The sequence below is a fragment of the Citrobacter sp. Cf125 genome (assembly GCF_030333935.1).
Taxonomy (GTDB): Bacteria; Pseudomonadota; Gammaproteobacteria; order Enterobacterales; family Enterobacteriaceae; genus Citrobacter; species Citrobacter freundii.
Map to the genome: position 1 here is coordinate 553494 of NZ_JAOWEY010000022.1, position 24713 is coordinate 578206.

At 53.0% G+C, this 24713-nt stretch carries 21 protein-coding genes; 8 read left to right on the forward strand and 13 right to left on the reverse strand.

The genetic code is table 11. From position 1 onward, the window contains the following. Position 1 precedes the first annotated feature (1 nt). On the reverse strand, positions 2-1774 hold the full coding sequence (gene aspS, locus OGV89_RS06925; RefSeq protein WP_003844157.1) for an aspartate--tRNA ligase: 1773 nt from the start codon (positions 1772-1774) through the stop codon (positions 2-4). A 413-nt stretch (positions 1775-2187) separates the two neighbouring features. Here aspS and OGV89_RS06930 point away from each other — a divergent pair, with 413 nt between their 5' ends. Genes OGV89_RS06930 through cmoB form a run of 5 tightly spaced genes read left to right on the forward strand, consistent with a single transcriptional unit; the run spans position 2188 to position 5766 of the window. Then, positions 2188-2754 carry a hydrolase gene (locus tag OGV89_RS06930; RefSeq protein WP_003841685.1) on the forward strand — a complete coding sequence of 189 codons (567 nt, stop codon included), beginning with the start codon at positions 2188-2190 and terminating at the stop codon, positions 2752-2754. Further along, positions 2751-3569: a DUF72 domain-containing protein gene (locus OGV89_RS06935; protein WP_003844158.1), complete on the forward strand. Its 819-nt coding sequence runs from the start codon at positions 2751-2753 to the stop codon at positions 3567-3569. The genes OGV89_RS06930 and OGV89_RS06935 overlap by 4 nt, the downstream gene beginning before the upstream one ends. Positions 3570-3621: 52 nt before the next feature. Then, positions 3622-4017: an MAPEG family protein gene (locus OGV89_RS06940; RefSeq protein WP_003034689.1), complete on the forward strand. Its 396-nt coding sequence runs from the start codon at positions 3622-3624 to the stop codon at positions 4015-4017. A gap of 40 nt (positions 4018-4057) precedes the next feature. Further along, on the forward strand, positions 4058-4801 hold the full coding sequence (gene cmoA, locus OGV89_RS06945; RefSeq protein ID WP_003034686.1) for a carboxy-S-adenosyl-L-methionine synthase CmoA: 744 nt from the start codon (positions 4058-4060) through the stop codon (positions 4799-4801). Then, entirely contained in the window at positions 4798-5766 is a 969-nt protein-coding gene (gene cmoB, locus OGV89_RS06950) for a tRNA 5-methoxyuridine(34)/uridine 5-oxyacetic acid(34) synthase CmoB (protein WP_003844163.1), read from the forward strand. The genes cmoA and cmoB overlap by 4 nt, the downstream gene beginning before the upstream one ends. 243 nt (positions 5767-6009) lie before the next feature. On the opposite strand, the gene cutC is transcribed toward cmoB, so the two are convergent. Together cutC and OGV89_RS06960 are read right to left on the reverse strand one after the other, a co-directional pair. Then, the gene (gene cutC, locus OGV89_RS06955) at positions 6010-6756 is read right to left on the reverse strand and encodes a copper homeostasis protein CutC (protein ID WP_003844164.1); all 747 of its coding nucleotides are present in this window, start codon (positions 6754-6756) and stop codon (positions 6010-6012) included. Positions 6757-6758: 2 nt separating this feature from the next. Beyond that, positions 6759-7325: a VOC family protein gene (locus tag OGV89_RS06960; protein WP_003034677.1), complete on the reverse strand. Its 567-nt coding sequence runs from the start codon at positions 7323-7325 to the stop codon at positions 6759-6761. A gap of 238 nt (positions 7326-7563) precedes the next feature. Here OGV89_RS06960 and argS point away from each other — a divergent pair, with 238 nt between their 5' ends. Beyond that, the gene (argS, locus tag OGV89_RS06965; protein WP_003844166.1) at positions 7564-9297 is read left to right on the forward strand and encodes an arginine--tRNA ligase; all 1734 of its coding nucleotides are present in this window, start codon (positions 7564-7566) and stop codon (positions 9295-9297) included. A 227-nt stretch (positions 9298-9524) separates the two neighbouring features. Then, positions 9525-11462: a peptidoglycan DD-transpeptidase MrdA2 gene (gene mrdA2, locus OGV89_RS06970; RefSeq protein WP_048240847.1), complete on the forward strand. Its 1938-nt coding sequence runs from the start codon at positions 9525-9527 to the stop codon at positions 11460-11462. On the opposite strand, the gene bglB is transcribed toward mrdA2, so the two are convergent. The 10 genes from bglB to tar form a co-directional block, all read right to left on the reverse strand. Then, a complete protein-coding gene (bglB, locus tag OGV89_RS06975; RefSeq protein ID WP_032936850.1) occupies positions 11434-12573 on the reverse strand; it encodes a beta-galactosidase BglB in 1140 nt (379 codons plus the stop codon). The genes mrdA2 and bglB overlap by 29 nt on opposite strands. Before the next feature lie 308 nt (positions 12574-12881). Next, a complete protein-coding gene (gene flhE / locus OGV89_RS06980) occupies positions 12882-13274 on the reverse strand; it encodes a flagellar protein FlhE (protein WP_003034667.1) in 393 nt (130 codons plus the stop codon). Then, the gene (flhA, locus tag OGV89_RS06985; RefSeq protein WP_003034666.1) at positions 13274-15352 is read right to left on the reverse strand and encodes a flagellar biosynthesis protein FlhA; all 2079 of its coding nucleotides are present in this window, start codon (positions 15350-15352) and stop codon (positions 13274-13276) included. Before flhA ends, flhE begins: the two co-directional genes overlap by 1 nt. Continuing rightward, positions 15345-16496: a flagellar biosynthesis protein FlhB gene (gene flhB, locus OGV89_RS06990; protein WP_003034664.1), complete on the reverse strand. Its 1152-nt coding sequence runs from the start codon at positions 16494-16496 to the stop codon at positions 15345-15347. Before flhB ends, flhA begins: the two co-directional genes overlap by 8 nt. A 158-nt stretch (positions 16497-16654) precedes the next feature. After that, a complete protein-coding gene (cheZ, locus tag OGV89_RS06995; protein ID WP_003034659.1) occupies positions 16655-17299 on the reverse strand; it encodes a protein phosphatase CheZ in 645 nt (214 codons plus the stop codon). Positions 17300-17309: 10 nt separating this feature from the next. Beyond that, complete coding sequence (gene cheY, locus OGV89_RS07000) at positions 17310-17699, reverse strand: chemotaxis response regulator CheY (protein WP_003034656.1); 390 nt, start codon at positions 17697-17699, stop codon at positions 17310-17312. A gap of 17 nt (positions 17700-17716) precedes the next feature. After that, positions 17717-18766, reverse strand: coding sequence for a protein-glutamate methylesterase/protein-glutamine glutaminase (locus OGV89_RS07005; RefSeq protein WP_003839158.1), 1050 nt, complete (start codon positions 18764-18766; stop codon positions 17717-17719). Continuing rightward, entirely contained in the window at positions 18763-19635 is an 873-nt protein-coding gene (gene cheR, locus OGV89_RS07010; protein WP_286558437.1) for a protein-glutamate O-methyltransferase CheR, read from the reverse strand. Before cheR ends, OGV89_RS07005 begins: the two co-directional genes overlap by 4 nt. A 19-nt stretch (positions 19636-19654) precedes the next feature. Then, on the reverse strand, positions 19655-21256 hold the full coding sequence (gene tap, locus OGV89_RS07015) for a methyl-accepting chemotaxis protein IV (protein WP_286558439.1): 1602 nt from the start codon (positions 21254-21256) through the stop codon (positions 19655-19657). Positions 21257-21299: 43 nt separating this feature from the next. Beyond that, the gene (tar, locus tag OGV89_RS07020) at positions 21300-22955 is read right to left on the reverse strand and encodes a methyl-accepting chemotaxis protein II (RefSeq protein WP_032936849.1); all 1656 of its coding nucleotides are present in this window, start codon (positions 22953-22955) and stop codon (positions 21300-21302) included. 406 nt (positions 22956-23361) lie between these two features. Here tar and OGV89_RS07025 point away from each other — a divergent pair, with 406 nt between their 5' ends. Continuing rightward, a complete protein-coding gene (locus OGV89_RS07025) occupies positions 23362-24633 on the forward strand; it encodes a dicarboxylate/amino acid:cation symporter (RefSeq protein ID WP_003839151.1) in 1272 nt (423 codons plus the stop codon). The last annotated feature ends 80 nt before the right edge of the window (positions 24634-24713 follow it).

Below are 24713 nucleotides of genomic sequence, written 5' to 3' on the forward strand. Positions count from 1 at the left end.
ATCAGTTATTCTCGGCCTTCTTAACAACCTGAATGCTCAGTTCCGCCAGCGCAGCTTCGTTGGCAAAGCTCGGCGCTTCAGTCATCAGACACGCTGCAGCAGTGGTTTTCGGGAAAGCAATAACGTCACGAATGTTGTCAGTACCGGTCAGCAGCATAGTCAGACGGTCCAGACCAAACGCCAGGCCCGCATGCGGTGGTGTACCATATTTTAGCGCATCCAGCAGGAAGCCGAATTTCTCACGCTGCTCTTGCTCGTTAATGCCCAGAATACCGAATACGGTCTGCTGCATGTCGCCGTTGTGAATACGCACGGAACCGCCGCCCACTTCGTAGCCGTTGATAACCATATCGTATGCGTTAGCAACCGCGTCTTCTGGCGCAGCTTTCAGCTCAGCAGCTGTCATATCTTTCGGCGCGGTGAACGGGTGGTGCATTGCGGTCAGTCCGCCTTCACCATCGTCTTCAAACATTGGGAAGTCGATAACCCACAGCGGCGCCCATTTGGCTTCGTCGGTAATGTTCAGGTCTTTACCCAGTTTCAGACGCAGCGCGCCCATCGCGTCGGCAACCACTTTCTTGTTGTCGGCACCGAAGAAAATCATGTCGCCGTCTTGCGCACCGGTACGCGCCAGAATCGCTTCCACGATTTCTGCGTTCAGGAACTTAGCAACCGGGCTGGTGATACCTTCCAGACCTTTCGCACGCTCGGTGACTTTGACGTAAGCCAGACCTTTCGCGCCGTAAATCTTAATAAAGTTGCCGTAATCGTCAATTTGCTTACGGCTCAGTGCGGCACCGCCCGGTACACGCAGAGCAGCTACGCGGCCTTTCGCATCGTTTGCCGGACCAGAGAACACTGCGAACTCAACGTCTTTCACCAGATCGGCAACGTCAACCAGCTCCATCGGGTTACGCAGGTCTGGTTTATCGGAACCGTAACGACGCTCAGCTTCGGCAAAGGTCATGATCGGGAAATCACCCAGATCCACCCCTTTAACTTCCAGCCACAGATTACGCACCAGCGCTTCCATCACTTCACGCACCTGCGGTGCGGTCATGAAGGAAGTCTCAACGTCGATCTGGGTAAATTCAGGCTGACGGTCAGCACGTAAGTCTTCATCACGGAAGCATTTTACGATCTGATAGTAGCGGTCAAAGCCAGACATCATCAGCAGCTGTTTAAACAACTGAGGTGATTGAGGCAGCGCGTAGAATTTACCTTTATGTACGCGAGAAGGTACCAGGTAATCGCGCGCGCCTTCCGGCGTCGCTTTGGTCAGCATCGGTGTTTCGATGTCGAGGAAGCCGTGGTCGTCCATAAAACGACGCACCAGACTGGTAATTTTGGCACGCGTTTTCAGGCGCTGCGCCATTTCAGGGCGACGCAGATCTAAATAGCGATACTTCAGTCGCGCTTCTTCGGTGTTGACGTGGTTAGAGTCCAACGGCAGCGAGTCTGAACGGTTGATGATGGTCAGATCGGAGGCCAGCACTTCAATTTCGCCCGTCGCCATCTCGGCGTTGACGTTTTTCGCGTCACGCGCACGCACGGTGCCCGTAACCTGGATGCAGAACTCATTACGCAGTTCGGAGGCCAGCTTTAACGCGTCCGCACGGTCCGGATCGAAAAATACCTGCACGATACCTTCGCGGTCGCGCATATCGATAAAGATCAGGCTACCAAGATCACGACGACGGTTGACCCAACCACACAGAGTCACCTGCTGCCCCTCGTGGGACAGACGTAGCTGTCCGCAATATTCTGTACGCATGAGATATCCCTTAACTTTGCCGCAGGCGGATTGTCACCTGTCTCGCAGATGACGAAGTCGCAGCTTTAGCTGAATGTCACAACTGAATGAAAAAAGGCGGCTATTATACTGGAAATTCTGCCGCACGATAAGAGCCTATCCCAGTAGGCTATCTTATTTGCCATTTTACCCTTGGGCAGTGCTCACAATCCTCACGTACTTCATGTACGCTGCGGTTGTTCCGCGCTGTCCGCGGACAAACTGGCGGCAACAATTACGCTTACTGGGATAGACTCTACGTCCGGTACTGACTGTACGCCTGTTTCCTGGACGGGCATTGCGTAATCTCACAAAAAATAACAAAAATTGTCGCCCCTTTCACACTGATTCGCGCTTAAGGTGTAACGGAATTCTATTTTTTTACTGGAGTGACCATGCTGGAACTGAACGCAAAAACAACCGCCCTTGTCGTGATTGACTTACAGGAAGGGATCCTGCCTTTCGCTGGCGGACCTCATACGGCACACGCTGTGGTTGCCCGCGCCGCGCAGTTGGCGGAAAAATTCCGTACCCACGGTTCCCCGGTGGTAATGGTGCGCGTCGGGTGGTCTGACGATTACGCCGAAGCGCTAAAACAACCAGTAGATGCTCAGACTCCAGCAAAAGCGTTGCCCGAAAACTGGTGGGATTACCCGGCTGCTCTGGGTAAATGCACCAGCGACCTCGAAGTAACCAAACGCCAGTGGGGCGCATTCTACGGCACCGATCTGGAATTACAGCTGCGTCGCCGGGGTATCGATACCATCGTCCTGTGCGGCATCTCTACGAACATTGGCGTTGAGTCGACGGCGCGAAATGCGTGGGAGCTGGGTTTCAGTCTTATCATTGCAGAGGATGCCTGTAGTGCCGCCAGTGCTGAGCAACACCTGGGCAGCATGACTCACATTTTCCCCCGCATTGCGCGCGTTCGCAGCGTGGAAGAGATTTTGCAAGCGCTATGATCTATATCGGTTTACCCCAGTGGTCGCATCCAAAATGGGTGCGTTTGGGGATCACAAGTCTTGAAGAGTATGCCCGCCACTTTAACTGCGTGGAGGGCAATACCACGCTGTATGCGCTGCCTAAAGCCGATATTGTTGCCCGCTGGCAAGCACAGACCACCGATACGTTTCGATTTTGTTTTAAGTTTCCGGCGACCATTTCGCATAAGGCCGCGCTGCGTAATTGTGATGACCTGGTGCAGGAATTTTTTACGCGCATGTCGCCGCTGGGATCGCGCATTGGACAATACTGGCTGCAATTACCCGCGACTTTTAGCCCACGCGACCTGCCTGCCCTGTGGCAGTTTCTCGATGCGCTCCCCGAATGCTTTACCTACGGTGTGGAAGTTCGCCATCCAGACTTCTTTGCCAAAGGCGAAGCCGAACAGCTATTTAATCGCGGGTTACACGAGCGTGGAGTAAACCGGGTGATTCTGGACAGCCGCCCGGTACATGCCGCAATCCCACATACCGAAGCGATACGTGACGCCCAGCGTAAGAAACCAAAGGTTCCGGTGCATGCGGTGGTGACGGCAAACCATCCGATGGTACGCTTTATCGGTAGCGATGATATGGCACAAAACAGCGCGCTTTTTGCCGTCTGGCTAACCAAGCTGTCGCTATGGCAACACACCACGACACCGTATCTGTTTTTGCATACGCCTGACATCGCGCAGGCCCCGGAGCTTGTTGATACGCTATGGGCGGATTTACGCAATGCTCTGCCAGAGATCGGATCAGCACCGTCTATTCCACAGCAATCTTCTCTTTTCTGAAAATGCCACCTATCATAGTCAATGCCAGCAGCCATTTTAAAAGGGAGTTTGTATGGTAAGCGCGCTTTATGCCGTATTGGGTGCGTTATTGTTAATAAAGTTCTCCTTTGACGTTGTTCGCCTGCGCATGCAATATCGCGTTGCCTATGGCGATGGAGGTTTTAGCGAACTGCAAAGCGCTATCCGCATTCACGGTAACGCGGTGGAATATATTCCCGTCGCGTTAGTGCTGCTGTTATTTATGGAAATGAACGGCGCAGAGACGTGGATGGTGCATCTTTGCGGGCTGATGTTGATTGCCGGACGTCTGATGCATTATTACGGATTCCACCACCGGCTTTTCCGCTGGCGCCGTTCAGGCATGAGCGCAACCTGGTGTTCGCTGTTGCTAATGGTGCTGGCGAATCTTTGGTATATGCCCTGGGAGTTGGTTTTCTCCCTGCATTAGCGCACAATACGCCACTTTATTTTTCCCGGATTTTTACGTTATGTCTCACCGCGACACGCTTTTTTCTGCGCCTATCGCCAGTCTGGGTGACTGGACCTTTGATGAACGGGTAGCTGAAGTCTTCCCGGATATGATCCAGCGTTCCGTTCCTGGCTATTCCAATATTATTTCTATGATTGGCATGCTGGCCGAACGTTTCGTACAACCCAACACGCAGGTCTACGATCTGGGCTGTTCTCTGGGCGCGGCGACGCTCTCGGTGCGTCGCAATATTCATCACGAGAATTGCAAGATTATTGCTGTCGATAACTCCCCGGCGATGGTTGAGCGCTGCCGTCGTCATATTGACGCCTATAAGGCACCGACCCCGGTTGAGGTTGTCGAAGGCGATATTCGCAACATTACTATCGAAAATGCTTCGATGGTGGTGCTGAATTTTACCCTGCAATTCCTTGAGCCACCCGAGCGCCAGGCATTGTTGGATAAGATTTATCAGGGGCTGAATCCCGGTGGCGCGCTGGTGCTGTCTGAAAAATTCAGTTTTGAAGATGCTAACGTTGGCGAGCTGCTGTTCAACATGCACCACGATTTCAAACGGGCCAATGGCTACAGCGAACTGGAAATCAGCCAGAAGCGCAGCATGCTGGAAAACGTGATGCTGACCGACTCGGTCGAAACGCACAAAGCGCGACTGCATCAGGCCGGCTTTGAGCACAGTGAGTTGTGGTTCCAGTGCTTCAACTTTGGCTCTCTGGTGGCGTTGAAGGCAGAGGTTAGCGCATGATCGATTTTGGTAACTTTTATCAGTTGATTGCCAAAAATCATCTGTCCCATTGGCTGGAAACACTTCCGGCGCAAATCGCTGCCTGGCAGCGCGATCAGCACGGTCTTTTTAAACAATGGTCAAACGCCGTCGAGTTTCTGCCCGAGCTAACGCCGCATCGTCTGGACTTACTGCACAGCGTTACCGCAGAAAGCAAAGAGCCGCTAAGCGAAGGTCAGCTTAAACGTATCGACACCCTGATGCGTAACCTGATGCCATGGCGTAAAGGACCTTACTCGCTGTACGGCATCAATATCGATACCGAATGGCGTTCCGACTGGAAGTGGGATCGTGTCCTGCCGCACTTGTCTGATCTCACCGGACGTACCATTCTTGATGTCGGTTGCGGCAGTGGCTATCACATGTGGCGCATGATTGGCGCGGGCGCACATCTGGCGGTCGGTATCGATCCGACCCAACTGTTCCTGTGCCAGTTTGAGGCGGTGCGTAAACTGCTGGGCAATGACCAGCGCGCGCATCTGCTGCCGCTGGGTATTGAACAGCTTCCGGCGCTCAACGCCTTTGATACCGTATTCTCCATGGGCGTGCTTTATCACCGCCGCTCGCCGCTGGAACACCTGTGGCAGTTAAAGGATCAGTTGGTTAAAGACGGCGAACTGGTACTGGAAACGCTGGTCGTCGAAGGCGATGAAAATACCGTGCTGGTGCCGGGCGATCGCTACGCCCAGATGCGTAACGTTTACTTTATCCCGTCTGCACTGGCGCTAAAAAACTGGCTGGAAAAATGCGGGTTTGTTGATGTGCGCATTGCCGACGTATGTGTGACCACTACCGAAGAACAGCGCCGCACCGAATGGATGATTACCGAATCGCTGGCCGACTTCCTTGACCCGAACGACCACAGCAAGACGGTGGAAGGCTACCCTGCCCCACTGCGTGCGGTATTGATTGCGCGTAAACCGTAGTCATTTTTGCCAAATGACTATTACGTATAACACCATTTCTCCAAAATAGTTCGGTTTGCAACAAGGCGGCGACGCAGCAAATCCCTGGGAGCGTAGATAACTACGTGACCGGGGTGAGCGAGGAAAGCCAACACAGTTGCAGACCGAAATATGCAGGAGAAGGAGAAAAAAAGGCCCCTGTTGAAATTGCAGGGGCCTGGTACGAGCAAGCATCATATTGGGCGACATGATGCAACGGTAAAATCAGCTGGCCTGATGGTGTGCAATGATTGCTTTCATTTCAGCAACCGCCGCCCCGTTTACCGCATAGCGAGAATACTCATCCGCCTGCGCATCCGAAGACATCGACAACCCCGAATTGCGATAACGCATTGGTGAAGCCAGCCATACTCCGGCAGAACTGTGGACTTCCTGCACCCCAGCATCAAGGAACAGGGACAAATTCGAGGCGCGAACCCCCGCTCCGGCCATAATGATTGGAGCACCAGGCTGCGTAATAAGTTCCATTATTTTTGTTAAACCTTGCGCCGCATCTGATTTTTGCCCGGAGGTGAGTACTCTGGCGATGCCCAAATCAGCTAATTTTTTAAGCGTATTGAGTGGGTTAGCACACATATCAAAGGCACGATGAAAAGTGACTTGCAGTGAACCGGCGGCGATCATTATTTTCTCCATGCGCGGCATATCGACATCGCCATCCGCATCTAAAATGCCGGTCACCAGCCCTGAGAACCCTAGTTCTCTGACCATCGCTATATCATCCAGCATTGCAGCGAATTCACCTTCGGTGTAACAAAAGTCGCCTCCACGTGGACGAATAATGGGATTGACGGGAATCGAAATGTGCTGGCGAACAGAACGCAAGACACCCAGCGAAGGCGTTAAGCCCCCTTCTTTGGGTGCCGAGCAAAGCTCAATACGATCCGCGCCGTTTTGCTGCGCCGTGCGCGCGCACTCCATGCTGTAACAGCAGATTTCCAGTATAGTCATGCTCACTCCTGACGTTCGCTTGCCACAATGGTTTCAATCGACCACGGGTGGAATTTTATCGTCACGCTACCATCGCTAACCGCCAGCGTCGGATTCGGTAAACGTTCACGTTCTCCTTTTGGCGAGCTGGTTTTCACAAATATACCTGGTTGACTCAGACCGTGATCGGAAAGCAGCGCCAGCGCTCGCGCATTCAGCGTTTGTGCCTCACCCGGCAGAACAATTTCAATATGTTCCCAGCCTTCATGTGGGTAACGTTTTTCGCCCGGCCACGGCAGTTCGACGATGGAAAATTGCCAATGTTGCACACAAACCGGCTCATGCAGTTTAAAAAGACAAATAGGTCTGCCGTTAATGATGTTTTCTGACAACAATTCACCGCACTGTTCAAACCCACGACGCCAGCGTTCTGCAGTGGTATTTTGATGGCAACGCAAGGAAATGTGATCGGCTTCCAGGCCTGTGATATCCAGCCCAAGACGGGTAGAAAGTTCCGTTAATGCTTGCGTGAAATGCGGTAAATCTGCAGAAATATCCTGTAGTTCTGCAACGGTTTGCCAGTTCGCCATATTAAAAGCTCATATCCATGTTCAAAGTCGCTAATTTACTCTGTTGCGCTGCGCCATCCAACCGCTGTTTTCTCCGAACACATCATGGATAAATTTACGCCATTGCATGGTTTACATTTCAGGCTACTGGCGGTACACACAATGCTGACGGCAACGGGCATTTGCAGTATACTCCCGCCCTTAATTCTTAAACTGGTGCGGTGAATTTTAGGCCGCTTCATAAATGTAAGGTATTCCGGTGAATATTCAGGCTCTTCTCTCAGAAAAAGTCAGTCAGGCCATGATTGCTGCAGGCGCGCCTGCAGATTGCGAACCACAGGTTCGTCAGTCAGCAAAAGTACAGTTCGGCGACTATCAAGCTAACGGCATGATGGCTGTCGCTAAAAAACTGGGTATGGCGCCGCGACAACTGGCTGAGCAGGTGCTGACTCATCTGGATCTCAACGGGATTGCCAGCAAAGTTGAAATTGCAGGCCCGGGCTTTATCAACATTTTTCTCGACCCGGCATTTCTGGCGCAGCACGTTCAGCAGGCGCTGGCTTCCGATCGTCTGGGCGTCACCCAACCGGCTAAACAAACCGTTGTGGTTGACTACTCCGCGCCTAACGTAGCGAAAGAGATGCACGTTGGTCACCTGCGTTCCACCATCATCGGTGACGCGGCGGTGCGTACGCTGGAATTCCTTGGTCACAAGGTTATCCGCGCCAACCACGTCGGCGACTGGGGTACTCAGTTCGGTATGCTCATCGCATGGCTGGAAAAACAGCAGCAGGAAAATGCCGGAGAGATGGCGCTGGCTGACCTGGAAGGTTTCTACCGTGACGCGAAAAAACATTACGACGAAGATGAAGCCTTCGCGGAACGCGCCCGTAGTTATGTCGTGAAGCTGCAAGGCGGCGACGAATACTTCCGCGAGATGTGGCGTAAACTGGTCGACATTACCATGTCGCAGAACCAGTTAACCTACGATCGCCTCAACGTTACCCTGACCCGTGACGACGTCATGGGCGAGAGCCTGTACAACCCGATGCTGCCTGGCATCGTGGCCGATCTCAAAGCCAAAGGCCTGGCTGTTGAAAGCGAAGGCGCTACCGTCGTATTCCTTGATGAGTATAAAAACAAGGAAGGCGAACCGATGGGCGTTATCATTCAGAAGAAAGATGGCGGCTATCTCTACACCACAACCGACATCGCCTGTGCCAAGTATCGTTACGAAACCCTGCATGCCGATCGCGTACTGTATTACATCGACTCTCGTCAGCATCAGCACTTAATGCAGGCCTGGACCATCGTACGTAAAGCTGGTTATGTGCCGGATTCGGTGCCGCTGGAACACCACATGTTCGGTATGATGCTGGGCAAAGACGGTAAACCGTTCAAAACCCGCGCTGGCGGCACGGTTAAACTGGCCGATCTGCTGGATGAAGCGCTGGAGCGCGCACGTCGTCTGGTCGCGGAGAAGAACCCGGACATGCCTGCCGATGAGCTGGAAAAGCTGGCAAATGCGGTCGGTATCGGCGCGGTGAAATACGCGGATCTGTCCAAAAACCGTACCACGGACTATATCTTCGACTGGGACAACATGCTGGCGTTCGAAGGCAATACCGCGCCGTACATGCAGTATGCTTACACCCGCGTACTGTCCGTATTCCGTAAAGCGGATATCGACGAAAGCGCGCTGGCAAATGCGCAGGTGATTATCAACGAAGATCGCGAGGCTCAGCTGGCTGCGCGTCTGCTGCAGTTTGAAGAAACGCTGACCGTCGTTGCGCGTGAAGGTACACCGCACGTGATGTGTGCTTACCTGTACGACGTTGCCGGTCTGTTCTCTGGCTTCTACGAGCACTGCCCTATCCTCAGCGCTGAAAACGAAGAGATTCGTAACAGCCGGCTGAAACTGGCACAGCTGACGGCGAAAACCCTGAAGCTGGGTCTGGATACACTGGGTATCGAAACCGTAGAACGTATGTAATTACCTCAAGTAATGTGGAAGCCCGCGCTATGTCGCGGGCTTTTTTATTTTCCCTGACCCGTTCTCATGGCAGCGCAATCAGGCCTACGAGAAGCGGCGACGTTCACTGTAATTTGTAACAGCCCACAAGGAATGACACATTTCCCTAGAGATATGGAACATTTTTTGCCTGTCATCCCGTTTAAGCCTCCGTATCATTAGGCGGCGAATTAATCGGGTACGGGTCAATGACATTCAGAGATTTTGAGGCGGAAGAAAAACTCTTTCAGCGGCGTGTGTTGGTGGCCTTTGGCCTGGTGGTCATCTGTTTTGGCATCCTGATTTACAATCTGTATAACTTACAAATCTGTCAGCACCAGTATTACACCACCCGGTCGAATGCAAACGACATCAAAATGCTACCCGTCGCCCCCACACGTGGCATGATTTACGATCGCAACGGCATCCCGCTGGTGCGCAACGTCACCTGGTACGATATTTCCGTTACGCCTTATAAAATCAGCGATATGAATGCGTTGATCCAGCAGCTCACGCCCATCGTTGACCTCACTCCTGATGATATTGATCAGTTTCGCCATGAGCTAAAAGCCAGCAGCCGCTATCGTCCGGTCGTGCTAAAAAATGCGCTTACCGATGTGGAAATCGCCCGTTTCTCGGTAAACCAGTTTCATTTTAGCGGCGTAAACATTAATAGCTACGAAGACCGCCAGTATCCCTATGGCGCGGCGCTGGCACATGTGCTTGGCTATGTTTCAAAAATCAATGACAACGACCTGAAAGCACTGGATCAAAAGGGTCAGGCAGAGAACTACGCCGCCGATCACAATATCGGTAAGCAAGGTATTGAGCGCTATTACGAAAATGAACTGCATGGAAAGACCGGTTATCAGGAGGTGGAAGTAGATAACCACGGACGCATCGTACGCCTGCTCAAAGATGTGCCGCCCGTTGCCGGAAAAAATATCCATTTGACGCTGGATTTACATTTACAGCAATATATTGAGAGCTTGTTGGCTGGCCAGCGTGCCGCCGTTTTGGTTGAAGATCCACACGACGGTTCTGTACTGGCGATGGTCTCAAACCCCAGCTATGACCCTAATCCGTTTGTCAAAGGCATTAGCTATCAGGACTATAACAAGCTACTCCAGGATAAAGACCTGCCATTAATCAACCGCGTCACACAGGGATTGTACCCCCCCGCTTCAACGGTCAAACCGTATATGGCGATTTCAGCATTACTAAACGGTGTGATCACGCCGCAGACCAGTTTCTTCGGTGCTCCTACCTGGACGCTACCCGGCACCGAGCGACATTACCGTGACTGGAAAAAAACGGGCCACGGTATGCTGGATGTCACCAAAGCGATAGAAGAGTCTGCCGATACGTTCTTCTATCAGGTGGCGTATATGATGGGGATCGACCGGATTAACAGCATGCTCAGCCAGTTTGGTTACGGTAAACCGACCGGCATCGATCTTGATGAGGAGTATAACGGCCTGCTCCCGAGCCGTGAATGGAAGCAAAAAGTGCATAAAAAATCCTGGTATCAGGGGGATACTATCTCAGTTGGTATCGGCCAGGGCTACTGGATTGCCACTCCTATCCAGATGGTCAAAGCCATGGTCGCACTGATTAACAACGGCAAGGTTATCGTCCCTCACCTGCTACTCGATGAAGAAAATGGCAAAACCCTCACGCCGTATCAGGCTCCAGAAGCACCGTCACAAATCGCCTCAGCCTCGTCACCCTACTGGGGACTGGTGCGTCAGGCGATGTTCGGCATGGCGAATGAACCAAATGGTACAGGTTATAAGTTCTTTCACACCGCACCTTACGGCATTGCGGCGAAAAGCGGCACCTCGCAGGTCTTTAGCCTGAAAGAAAATCAGACCTACAATGCGAAGATGATCCCTGTCCGCTTGCGCGACCACGTGTTCTATACCGCATTTGCGCCCTATAAGAACCCGAAGGTCGCGGTGGCGTTAATTCTGGAAAACGGCGGCAGCGATGGTGTCACCGCCGCGCCGGTTATGCGTCAAATCATGGATCATCTCTTTGCCCCGCAGGACAACACGGTACACACAGTGACGACTCAACCATCAGGTCCGATAGCGTTAGCGCCATCGAATACCGATATCAAAAATACTTACGCAAGTATTCGGTAAGACACAGCATCGCCATCGCTTGTCCGTAAGGCATAGAAGTCCGAGGGATGTTGCGGTAGAAATCGAGATTGTGTCCCATCCCGGTGCCAAACGAGGTGTGCAGCAGTTCACCTTCCGGTGAAATATGCTGCACAATGCCACGAATGGCTTTTTCGGCCACCAGCGTATACTCTTGCCCAACATAGCGTTTACGTACAGCTTTGAGGATCCCATAAGCAAATCCGGCAGTTGCCGATGCTTCCAGATACGACTGCGGGTCGTCCAGCAAGGTATGCCACAACCCACTTTCATCCTGGCATTTCGCCAGCGCCGCGATTTGTGCGTTCAGGACCTGTACCAGATAGCGGTGAACGGCATTGTTTTCTGGTAAATCAAGTAATTCGAGGAAGTCCGGGATCACAATAGTTAACCAACTGTTGCCACGCGCCCAGTGGGCATTGGCAAAGTTATGATTTCCTTCATAGCTCCAGCCGTGGAACCACAGCCCCGTGTCTTTATCCATCAGGTTTTGCACGTGCAGCAGGAACTGATACGTTGCCTCTTCGATGTAGTCAGGGCGATTGAGTAACTTGCCAATCTTCGCCAGCGGTAAAACCGTCATCATCAGCGTGTCATCCCACATCTGCTGGTGGTTTTCTTCCGCCAGCGTAATGTGTTGCATACCGCCGAACTCGGTACGCGGCATCTCATGCATTGCCCACTCAGCCCAGCAGTCGAGCCACGGTAGATACGCTGGATTACGCGTCTCTTCATAGCGATACGCCAACGTTAAAAATGGCGCCATGGTGTTAACGTTTTTGGTGGTTGCACCTTCAGCAAAGCGATCGGCAAACCAGCTATCGATGATATCGCGTATCGTTTCATCGCCGGTTTGCAGATAGTACTGATACATCCCGTACAAGCCGACGCCGTGCGTCCACTCCCATCCCGCCCAGCCTTTGGTATCAATTACGCGTCCATCGTCCAGACGCAGCAAGAACTCACCTGTTTCGTCATGAATATTGACCAGGTTATGCGTCACCTTTTTGATCAGCGCTTTTAATTCATCCCTGGCAATAAAATGTTCTGGCTGGCGCAACAACGGGCTATGTTTAACCGGGTAAACAATCATTTACTTAACCTCTGTCAATGTCGGATTCAATGCTGTGACCTGCCCCTGTTGCGGCGCAGCAGCTGTATTTGGGAGGCCCCGCAATCCTCGCTTTGACAATGGGCATCCTTATAAGGGCACAGTAAAAGCAAACAGGAAGTGAAACCTTTCTATTTCTGCCAGAAGGGTTCGTGGAATGGCAACAATACAAAGAGTCCGGCAACGTACGTCACTTATTTTATAAAACTGCGTTTCTATTTAATTGAATGAGAGACTGGAATGTTGAAACAACCAGCAGTTTCAACTGCTGGTCTGAATGACGGAGGGTGTTAACGGTAGTTCACAATCACCTGATTGCTCTGAATGCGTAACGCGGGGATCAGGCGACCACCGCCGGGGACTTCCCAGACAAAATGCATCGGTTCAATGGCCGGAACATTATTGAACCCGTTGGTGGTCCCACTTTGCCCATCCAGCTCGACACAACGGGACTGAGAACATAAACGCACCCGCAGACCTGCGGGCGTGGGGCCATTCAGCTCATAGCGCCAGGCTACCAGCGTCATTAAGCCAGAGACCGGCTGGCCAGGAACCAAAGGCGCAGACGAGGCTGACTGGCCACGGTGATTTAAGGTGATCCCCATACCGCTTGCCTGCCAGGCCCCTTCTCCGGCGGCCTGCGCCACCAGAGGAAAAAACAACAACCACAGTAACTTGCGCATTATTTACCTCCAATGGTCGCCGTCATGCGGATATGGCGGTTATCGGAAAGCTCCATGTTCGATAACACCACCAACTGCGGGATGCTGCGACGTAAAAACCGCGCCAGCAGCGGACGCAACGCGTGATTAACCAGCAAGACAGGCGGCGCGCCCAACATTTCCTGCCGGGACAGCGCTTCCTGTGTTTGGGCCAGCAGGCGGTCTGCAAGCCCAGGCTCCAGGCCTCCCCCCCCCTGCAGCGCTTGCAGCAGCAAACGCTCGAGCGGAGTATCAAGACCGATAACCTGAACCTCTTCATTACCCGGGAACCACTGCTGAGTGATGGCGCGTCCCAACGCAACACGGACGACCGCGGTAAGCTCATGCGGATCGTTTTGCAGCGGCGCATGTTCCGCCAGCGTTTCAAGAATGGTGCGCATATCACGAATCGGTACTTTCTCGTCCAGTAAGTTCTGCAGCACTTTATGCAGCGTGGTGAGCGTCACAACTCCCGGCACCAGATCTTCCGTCAGCTTTGGCATTTCCTGCGACACTCGATCCAGTAACTGCTGCGCTTCCTGACGGCCAAACAGCTCAGCGGCGAACTGGCCAATCAGGTGATTTAGATGCGTAGCAACAACAGTACTGGCTTCAACCACCGTAAAGCCCTGAATCTGCGCCTGTTCCTTCAATGCGCTTTCAATCCAGATAGCGTCCAGTCCGAAAGCCGGATCGACCGTTTTCTCACCCGGCAGCGACCCGGCAGCAGTACCCGGGTTAATGGCTAGCCAGCGTCCCGGATAGGCGTCACCGCTGCCAATTTCTACCCCTTTCATCAAAATTCGATAGCGGGCCGGCTGCAGATCCATATTGTCACGGATGTGTACCACCGGCGGCAGGAAGCCCATATCCTGAGCAAATTTCTTACGAATACTGCGAATTCGCCCCAGTAACTCGCCATCCTGCTGAAAGTCCACCATTGGGATCAGGCGATAACCTACCTCCATTCCCAGCGAATCTTCCAACTGCACGTCGTTCCACGTGGCTTCCACCACGGAGTTGTTTTCCGGCATTTTCACCGGCTGCGGTTCATCTGGCGCTTTTTGCTCACGACCGCGCATCCACCAGGCCAGGCCCAGCAATGCGGCAGTAAACATCAGAAACACCAGGTTCGGCATGCCCGGAACCAGGCCCAAAAGTCCAAGTACCGCCGCACTGAGCAACATGACACTAGGATTGCTGAACAGTTGGGTCACCATCTGTTCGCCTACGTCCTGGTCGGTACTCACGCGGGTCACGATAACGCCCGCCGCGGTAGAGATAACCAGCGCAGGAATTTGTGCCACCAGCCCGTCACCGATGGTCAGCAGGGTATAACTTTCCGCAGCGCTGCCCATGCTCATACCATGCTGCAACACCCCAACTAACAGACCGCCGACTACGTTGATCACCATGATCAAAATACCGGCAATGGCGTCTCCACGGACGAATTTACTCGCACCGTCCATTGAGCCGTAAAAATCCGCTTCCTGGGTCACTTCCGAGCGTCGTTTTTTAGCTTCATCTTCGCCAATCAGACCGGCATTCAAATCCGCATCAATCGCCATCTGCTTGCCGGGCATACCATCCAGCACGAAGCGCGCGCCAACCTCGGCGATACGCCCTGCACCTTTGGTGATTACCATAAAGTTAATGATGACGAGAATCACGAAGACCACGATGCCGATCGCAAAGTTACCGCCCACCAGGAAGTGACCAAAAGCTTCAACCACCTTCCCCGCCGCCGCCGCGCCGGTGTGTCCTTCCATCAAAATGATACGGGTCGACGCAACGTTCAGCGCCAGGCGTAATAATGTGGTAAACAGCAAAATCGTCGGGAATGCGGCAAATTCCAGCGTACGCTGGGTGAACATCGCCACCAGCAGCACCATGATCGACAGCGCAATGTTAAATGTGAACAGCAAATCGAGGACGAAAGCCGGCAGCGGCAGCACCATCATCGACAGGATCAGCAGGATGAGGATCGGTCCGGCAAGGATTTGCCATTGCGTGGATTTCAGGTTGCTGGGCAGACGCAGCATCGCGACCAGATTAGCCATCAGTATTCTTCTCGTTCATGAAATCCAGTGCTTCAGGCACCGGAAGGTTTTCAGGTTGTGGTGGACGTTTGCCGCCAGCCAGACGCCAGCGTTTTAGCTGCCATACCCATGCCAGCACTTCGGCAACGGCGGCATATAATTGACCCGGTATTTGCTGACCAATTTCAGCATGGCGATAGAGCGCACGCGCCAGTGGTGGCGCTTCTAATGTAGGGACACGGTGCTCTGCGCCAATTTCACGAATGCGCAGCGCAACCAGCCCGGCCCCCTTAGCGACAACTTTCGGCGCACTCATTTTGTTCTCGTCATACTTCAACGCCACTGAGTAGTGCGTAGGGTTAGTGACAATAACGTCTGCTTTTGGTACATCCGCCATCATGCGACGCTGAGCGGCCGCGCGCTGCATTTGGCGAATTTTGCCCTTAACGTGCGGGTCACCTTCGCTTTGCTTAAATTCGTCACGGATATCCTGGCGCGACATGCGCAGCTTTTTCAGATGGCTGTAGATCTGGAAAAAAACGTCGAATCCCACCATCGGAATGACGCCAAGCACCACCAACAACGCGCACATGCCGACTAAATCCAGGGCGTTGCCCATCGCCGTAATCGGAGATTCCGCCATCAGCCGCATCATCTCTGGCCACTTGTGCCAGAGATAAAACCCGGCCACGCTGCCCACTAACGTCGACTTCAGTATCGCTTTGAGCAGTTCTGCGCCGGTTTGCGCGGAAAACATGCGCTTAATGCCCGGCAACGGATTCAGCTTAGAGAATTTGGGTTGCAGGGATTTACCGCTGAAAATCAAGCCGCCAAGCATCACCGGGGAGATTAATGCCACCAGAACGACGCCGGTAATCAACGGCAACAGCGCAATCATCGCGTCTTTAATCAGCAGGATGATTTGGCTGAGGATCAGGTTTGGATCGTTGACCATACTGTGGTCAAAACGTAATCCGGCCGACAGCATACCGGCCAGTCTGCGGGCAAGCGACTCCCCGCCAATCCAGATAATACACACGCCCACCAGCAAAATAAGTAGTGAGGTTAGCTCTTTGGATCGGGGGATCTGCCCTTCTTCCCGCGCTTTTTCAAGTCGGTGGGGTGTGGGGGCTTCTGTTTTGTCGTCGTCGCTTTCTTCTGCCACGCATCAGACCCTGGATAGAGATATAGGCGAGAATGATGCCAGAACAGCTATCCAGCAATGGGAAGAGTAAGCGGTAAAAAAGACGGGATTTATGGCTTTAAGCAGAATTGCGCGTAAGCCGGATGAGAGGCCCACGCCTCACATCCGGCAAATACTCATCAGAACCCGAGGCTATCCAGCAGGTCGTCAACCTGATCCTGGCTTGCCACTACGCCAGCTTTCGAGGCGTCAACCTGCGGGCCGTTCAGCAAGCTTTCGTTTTCACGTTTTGGACGAGCGCCCTGTTCCGGTATGTTTTCCAACAGAACCATCAACAGCTGACGTTCAATTTCCTGGATAACATCCATCATGCGCTTGATGACCTGTCCGGTGAGATCCTGGAAATCCTGCGCCATCATGATGTCCAGCAACTGGGCATTGGTAAAGCTGGTATGTCCGGGCACATCACCAAGAAACTGACGGGTATCGGTGACCAGTTCACGAGCGTCTGACAGTTCGATCGGATTTTCGAACCATTCATCCCAGCGTTTGGTCAGGTCTTTGGCCCCTTTTTCCATCGCGTCCTGGTGCGGCTGCGAAGCTTCGACGCTGTTCAGCGCGCGCTCTGCCGCCTGAGCGGTCATCTGTACAACGTAATCGAGACGATCGCGGGCATCGGGAATTGCTTCTGCCGCTTCGGCAATAGCCTGATCCAGCCCCAGTTCACGCAGGCTGTCGCGCAGCATTCGGGTCAAACTGCCGATGCGCGCGATGATGTCCCCTGCAGAGTGTTCGTCAGCAGGTTTAATTTGTGGTTGCATCATCATCACACCCTCACATGCCCAGTTTCTCAAAGATTTTATTCAGTTTTTCTTCCAGCGTCGCCGCCGTGAACGGTTTCACGACATAGCCACTGGCGCCTGCCTGTGCCGCCGCAATGATGTTCTCTTTTTTCGCTTCTGCCGTGACCATCAGCACCGGCAGAGAAGCCATCCCACCATCTGCACGGATGGTTTTCAGCAGTTCCAGTCCATCCATGTTCGGCATGTTCCAGTCAGAAATAACAAAACCGAATCCCCCTGCCTGTAGCTTGTTCAGCGCATCCACGCCATCTTCAGCCTCTTCAACATTGTTGAATCCCAGCTCTTTAAGCAGGTTACGCACGATGCGACGCATGGTGGAAAAGTCATCCACAACCAAAAACTTAAGCTCTTTATCCGCCATAAAAATAAACTCCTGATTCAAATACGTATTGCCTGTCCGGCACTAATTTTCACCAGCATTTGCTGGCTCACCTGGCTAAGATCGACCACTTCGCTTACGCCACCCATATTGATGGCCTCGCGCGGCATGCCGAACACCACACAACTTGCTTCGTTTTGCGCAATGGTCCAGGCACCCGCCTGGTTCATCGCTAGCATTCCGGCTGCGCCATCGTTGCCCATACCGGTCAGGATCACCCCAACGGCATTACGCCCCGCATGTTTCGCCACCGAATGAAACAGCACATCCACTGAGGGCCGGTGCCGGTTAACCGGCGGACCGTCATGAATTTTGATTTGATAGTTCGCGCCGCTGCGCGCCAGCTCCATATGCTTGTCGCCAGGCGCGATATACGCATGCCCAGGGAGAACGCGCTCTCCGTCCTCTGCCTCTTTCACGGTAATCTGACACAGTTTGTTCAGACGTTCGGCGAACGATCGGGTAAATCCTGGCGGCATATGCTGGGTAATAAGAATACCGGGACTTGAAAGCGGCAATGGCTGGAGTACATGGCGAATTGCCTCTGTTCCTCCGGTTGAGGCGCCGATGACCAGCAGTTTTTCTGAACTGAGTAATGGCCCCGATTTCAAGGTCGTCGGTGCCGCCAAGGGTTTGTGGGCGGCCAGTTTTGCCCGCGATGCGGTGCGGATTTTCTCCGCAATCATCTCGCTATACGCCAGCATGCCTTCGCGGATCCCCAACTGAGGCTTGGTGACAAAGTCAATCGCCCCCAGTTCCAGGGCCCGCAGCGTGACCTCAGAGCCTTTACCGGTCAGTGAAGAAACCATAACCACCGGCATCGGACGCAGGCGCATCAACTTCTCAAGGAAATCGAGGCCGTCCATGCGCGGCATTTCCACGTCCAGCGTCAGGACGTCGGGATTGTATTTTTTGATTAAATCCCGGGCGACCAACGGATCCGGCGCCGTCGCCACCATTTCCATATCACTGTGGCTGTTAATAATTTCGGTCATGATTTGACGCATCAATGCAGAATCATCTACCGACAACACCCTGATTTTACTCATGCTTTATCCTTACCTGGCGCATGCGCATACACGGTCTGTCCACGCAGGCTAAACTCGCGCACAAGGTTGCTAAAGTTTTCTGAATGACCTGCAAACAGCAGTCCGTCAGGTTTAAGAAGTGGAACAAAACGGTTCAAAATGTCCTGCTGCGTCGTTTTATCGAAATAGATCATCACGTTACGGCAAAATATGGCATCAAAAGGGCCTGGCACGTTGTACTGCTTATCCAGTAAATTGACGCTGGAAAATTCAACATGACCTGCCAGTTCCTGCCGAACGCGTACCAACCCTTCATGCGGCCCGGTGCCGCGCATGAAATAACGCTGCAACTGCTGTGGTGACAGCGTCTTTAGCTCATCGAGGCGGTAAATGCCGTTTCTGGCCTTTTCCAGCACTTCGGTATCAATGTCGCTGGCAAAAACACGCCAGCGGCCCGGTGCCATACCTAAGGTATCGGCAAGCGTAATCGCAATGCTGTAGGGTTCTTCTCCGGTTGACGCTGCCGCGCTCCAGACGCGGTATTCACCGCTGCGCCGACGAGCATGATCTGACAGCACCGGAAAATGATGCCCTTCGCGAAAAAACGCGGTCAGGTTGGTAGTCAGGGAGTTAATAAAAGCCTGCCACTCAGCACTGTTCTGGTTAGCTTCCAGCATGCTGAGATAGCGACCAAAGTCATCCAGCCCCAGAGTACGCAAACGGCGGACCAGGCGGTTATAAACCATGTCCCGCTTATGGTCGGCCAGTACGATCCCCGCACGCTGGTAGATTAATTGACATATCCGACGAAAATGCGCGTCAGACAGCGCGAGGCGCTGTGTCATCTGTAACAATAATGACGTTTGCCCGGTGGGCAGAGATGATGTCATAGCGCCTTCTCAATCACATTCAGGATACAACGGGCGCAACCTGCGACTGCGCCAACTCTTGTTTTGCTACGGTTTGCTCTTCAAGCTTGAAAAATGCGACACAGGCGGAAAGATTATCGGCCTGCGTGGCGAGTTGTCCGGTGGCGGATGCGGCTTCTTCCACCAGCCCGGCGTTTTGCTGCGTCACTGAGTCCATCTGGCTGACGGCCTGCGCCACCTGCTCAATGCCTCTGCGCTGTTCATCGGATGCCGAAGCAATCTCGCCCATGATGTCGTTAACCCGGGTCACCGAACTGACAATTTCCGTCATCGTGCGCGACGCCATATCCACCAGTTGCGAGCCCTGATGCACCCGGGTGACTGACTCCTCAATGAGCCCCTTAATTTCTTTCGCCGCCTGCGCGCTACGGCTTGCCAGATTACGCACTTCACCAGCGACGACGGCAAAACCACGCCCTTGCTCCCCTGCCCTGGCGGCCTCGACCGCGGCATTCAACGCCAGGATATTGGTCTGGAAGGCAATGCTGTCAATCACGCCGATGATGTCGCCGATTTTCTGCGAGCTGGCAGAAATCTCATGCATGGTGCTGGCAACCCGGGACGTCTGCTCGCCACCTTTATGCGCTGTGTCTGCCGCACTTTTGGCGATCCCTGACGCCTGGCGCGCGTTATCAGCGTTCTGGCCGACAGTGGCGGTAAGTTGTTCCATGCTGGCTGCCGTTTGTGCCAGCGCGGCCGCCTGCTGTTCGGTTCGCGAAGATAAATCGTTATTGCCCATCGCGATTTCTGAAATACCGCTATGCATGGCTGAGCTGCCCTGACGAACGTCATTTACTGTTTCGCGTAATGCCTTTTGCATCTTCTGCAGGCTGGCAAAAATGGCCGAGATCTCATTGCGCCCATAAACCGCTACTGGCCGTGCCAGATTCCCGGCGGCAATACTGTCGAAATGGCTGCCAATAATCGCCAGCGGCTGAACAATCATCTTGCGTGACCAGAACAGCGCACCGCTGGTGAGCAGTGCTGCCAGGACCACCATGGTGGCGAAAATCACCCCCGACATATGGTAATTGCGCTGACTCTGCTCTCCTGCCGTTTGCAACACGCGGTCGATGTTGCTCTGCCACGCATTCACATTCGCATCAAAAGCATCTTGAGCCGCCTGCACCGGCGCGGTCAGAAAATCTGACAACTGATTGTTTTCAAGCCAGGTGGCCTGATGCGCGAGATCGCTTTGCCACTGGTTGAAACTTTTCTCCGTCGCGCTAAACAGCGCCTTGCCTTGTTCCGTCGAATCCGACGTCGCCATAAAGTGTTTAAACATCAATTCAGACTGCGCCAGGCTGTCGCGCGCAAGGGTCATCAGGGTTTTGATGTCCTCTGGCGGATAGCTCAGGGCGGTCAGCGTCCCTGCCTTATTAAGGGCCGTACTGGCCTGTAATAACACAGCGCGGGTTTGGGCCAGCGCAGCGCGTTGCTGATTACTCCGTTCGACCTGATTCAGGTTCTGAAAACCGTCCCGAAATGCCCAGAAGGACAAGCCATTACTGCCAATCTGCAAAACACCGCAGAGGATTAAAATCAAAAACAGCGTGGTCGAAATTCGAATACGATTAAACATCAACGCTCCCATCAGGCGGCACTGGCCGCGGTTTAACTGTCAGTCAAAATGTTTCCCAATTCGTATCTTGTTCAATGCTCTGGCGCGGATAGGATGCGCTCGGCGCTGCAGGTAATCGTGTATCGCGTGGTTTTGTCGAGGCCGGACGTGATGCAAGACGGAAAGTCGATACCGACTGCGTCAGGCGACTGGCCTGTTCTTCAAGAGCGGCCGCTGCGGCAGCCGACTCCTGTACCAAAGAGGCGTTCTGCTGCGTAACGCGATCCATTTCAGAGACCGCGAGCGCAACCTGATCAATCCCCCGGCTTTGCTCGTCGGAGGCCGAGGCAATCTCACCCATGATATCGGTCACCCGCGTCACGGCATTGACGATGTCGTTCATCGTTTCCCCAGCGCTTTCTACCAGTACAGAACCGGTATCAACCCGGGAAACGGAATCTTCAATCAACGCTTTAATCTCTTTCGCCGCCTGCGCACTGCGGCTTGCCAGATTACGCACTTCGCCCGCCACCACGGCAAAGCCGCGGCCTTGCTCACCGGCGCGGGCAGCTTCAACCGCCGCGTTCAGTGCGAGAATGTTGGTCTGAAAGGCAATGCCATCGATGACGCTAATAATGTCGGCAATTTTCTTCGAGCTATCGGCAATTTCGTGCATGGTGTTCACCACGCTATCAACCACTTTGCCGCCATGCTGCGCGGTATCCGAGGCGCTTTTCGCCAGTTGCGAGGCCTGACGCGCGTTGTCCGCGTTTTGCTTCACGGTTGCGGTCAGCTGTTCCATGCTGGCTGCGGTTTCCTCCAGCGCTGACGCCTGCTGTTCCGTACGAGATGAGAGATCCGTGTTTCCGCTGGCAATTTCGCTGGTACCAGAATAAATCGCATCAGAGCCTTCACGCACCAGAGTGACGGTTTCCGTCAGCGAGCGCTGCATATGATCAACCGTACTGGCCAGCTCGCCGATTTCGTTACGACCACTAACGGCGAGAGTTGCGGTCAGGTTACCGCTGGCGATTTCCCGAATATGGGCAATAACACGGGACAGAGGATTAAGCAGGGTATGACGGATGCCGTACCAGACCACCACCAGAATCAGCACCAGCACTACGGCCAGCACGCCAAGCTGCCATTGGGCGAAATGGTAATCCCGCGCGCTTTGATCAAATGCCTGAACGTAAAGCTTTTCGCTAACGCTGGCGTACTTGCCCAGCGCCTCGCCGAGCGCGTTTTGCATTCCCTGCGTAGGCTGCGCAAAGTAGGCGTCCATATTGCCGCTTTCCAGAAACTGAACCAGTTCTGCCAAGGCCGCATGGTACTGCTGATATTTTTCCTCAATGTTGCCGCTGGCTTCTGCCATTTCCGGCAACGGTGTGATGTTTTTAAATTTTGCGTAATGCGTTTCAGCCTGCGCCAGCGATGCTTTCGCATTCTTCAGCAGATCGTTTTTGGCGCTGCTTTGCTGGTTAGACGCATCCATCATCATGCGCGCAGAAGAACGGCTTAAATTGATTCGTGTTTGCAGCATCAGATCCCATGTTGAGGTGAGTTCACTTTGCTGCTGTCGAAGATCGTTAGAAATAACAAAACTTTGCTGATTCTGCTGCAATGAAGAAAACAACAGACCACCGGAAACAAGCTGTAGCAGTGCGAAAACCCCCAGCACCATCATCAGCATTGTGACAACGCGGATACGGTTAAACATAAGGCACCTTCCTGAAAACGAGTTATCAACGTTATCGGCAGTGGCTGAGATAACTTTACGTTTGCAAAAAGGAAATCCTGAAGGGATGTGAAGCCTGGCGAGGGGAAGGTAAAACTGGTGTGCAGCAACTACAAATTATTCACATAAAAACACCATAATTATCATGCAAATAACATTCATACTCATCGGTGAGCACGGCCAGATTGGCTGAAATACACTTTTTTGTGTGATTGAGATCACACATACGCATCGTAAATACCACAACAAAATGGATAAAAAATTAAAAAAAGTTGTATCCGTTTACGCTTTAATCCAATTTATGTGATGAATACTTCGTTACCACTTAATAAGTATAAAAAATGAGTAACCGATCAATAAATGTTAAATCCTTACTGAGGGCTTTTTAGTGGCAAATGCAAACAAACTCACGTTGTTTATCGTGATCTTCATGCTGGCGGGGATCCTGTCGGGTGCGGTGATCCACTCTTATGCCTCCCCCGGCGTTGTGACCGCCTGGGCCGATAATATTACGCTTCTCACCGACATCTTTTTACGTCTGATTAAGATGGTGATTGCGCCTTTAGTATTCAGCACCCTGACCGTTGGTATTATGCGCCTGGGGGAAACGTCCACCATCGGTCGCGTGGGCGGCAAAGCGATGATCTGGTTTATCAGCTCTTCTGTATTGTCTATTCTGGTCGGTCTGTTTGTGGTTTCCCTTGAGCAACCCGGGAGCGGGTTAAACCTTGCGATCCCGCTGGAAGCCACCGACACCGGTCTGGCCGTAGGCGGCATGAGCCTGAAAGGTTTTCTGACACATACCATTCCAACCAGCATAGCCGAGGCAATGGCTAACAATGAGATCCTGCAAATCGTGGTGTTCTCAATGTTTTTCGGTATTGGTGGAGCATCGCTCGGAGAGAAATTTAACGCTCCGCTGGTTGCCGCGCTGGATGTGGTTTCCCACATTATGCTGAAAGTGACCGGCTACGTGATGTACGTCGCGCCGCTGGCAATTTTTGCCGCCATCTCTTCCGTAATCTCTACCCAGGGTCTGGGGATCCTGCTTAACTATGCATCGTTTATCGGCGGCTACTATGTGGCGATTTTGCTGACCTGCCTGGTTCTGTTGGCGGTGGGTTATGTCATGCTGAAAAAAGAGGTCTTTCGCCTGGTGAGCATGCTGAAAGACCCGGTTCTGGTCGCATTCACCACCAGCAGCTCTGAGGCCGCTTATCCGAAAACGCTGGAGCAATTAACTAAATTTGGCTGCTCACCCAACATCGTGTCATTCGTGCTGCCTATCGGTTATTCGTTTAACCTGGTCGGTTCCATGGTCTATTGTTCATTTGCCTCCATGTTTATCGCGCAGGCCTATAATATTCACCTCTCTTTCGCAGAAATCACCGTCCTGATGCTGACGCTGATGCTGGCGTCCAAAGGAATTGCCGGTGTGCCGCGTTCAGCGCTGGTGGTACTGGCTGCAACCATCCCGAGCTTTAATATTCCGGTTGCCGGGATCCTGTTACTGATGGGAATTGACCACTTCCTGGATATGGGACGTTCAGCAATCAACGTATTAGGTAATGGGATTGCAACGGCGATGCTGGCGCAGGATGAAGGTTTACTGGAAGAAAGCGAGTCTTCAGAAAACATCACAGAACAAATTAAGGCTTAGCTTTTTTAAGACAAGAGCAAGCTAAGTAAACAAGAGCAGCAAATCAACAAAGATTACCCCAGCCATAGACTGGGGTATTT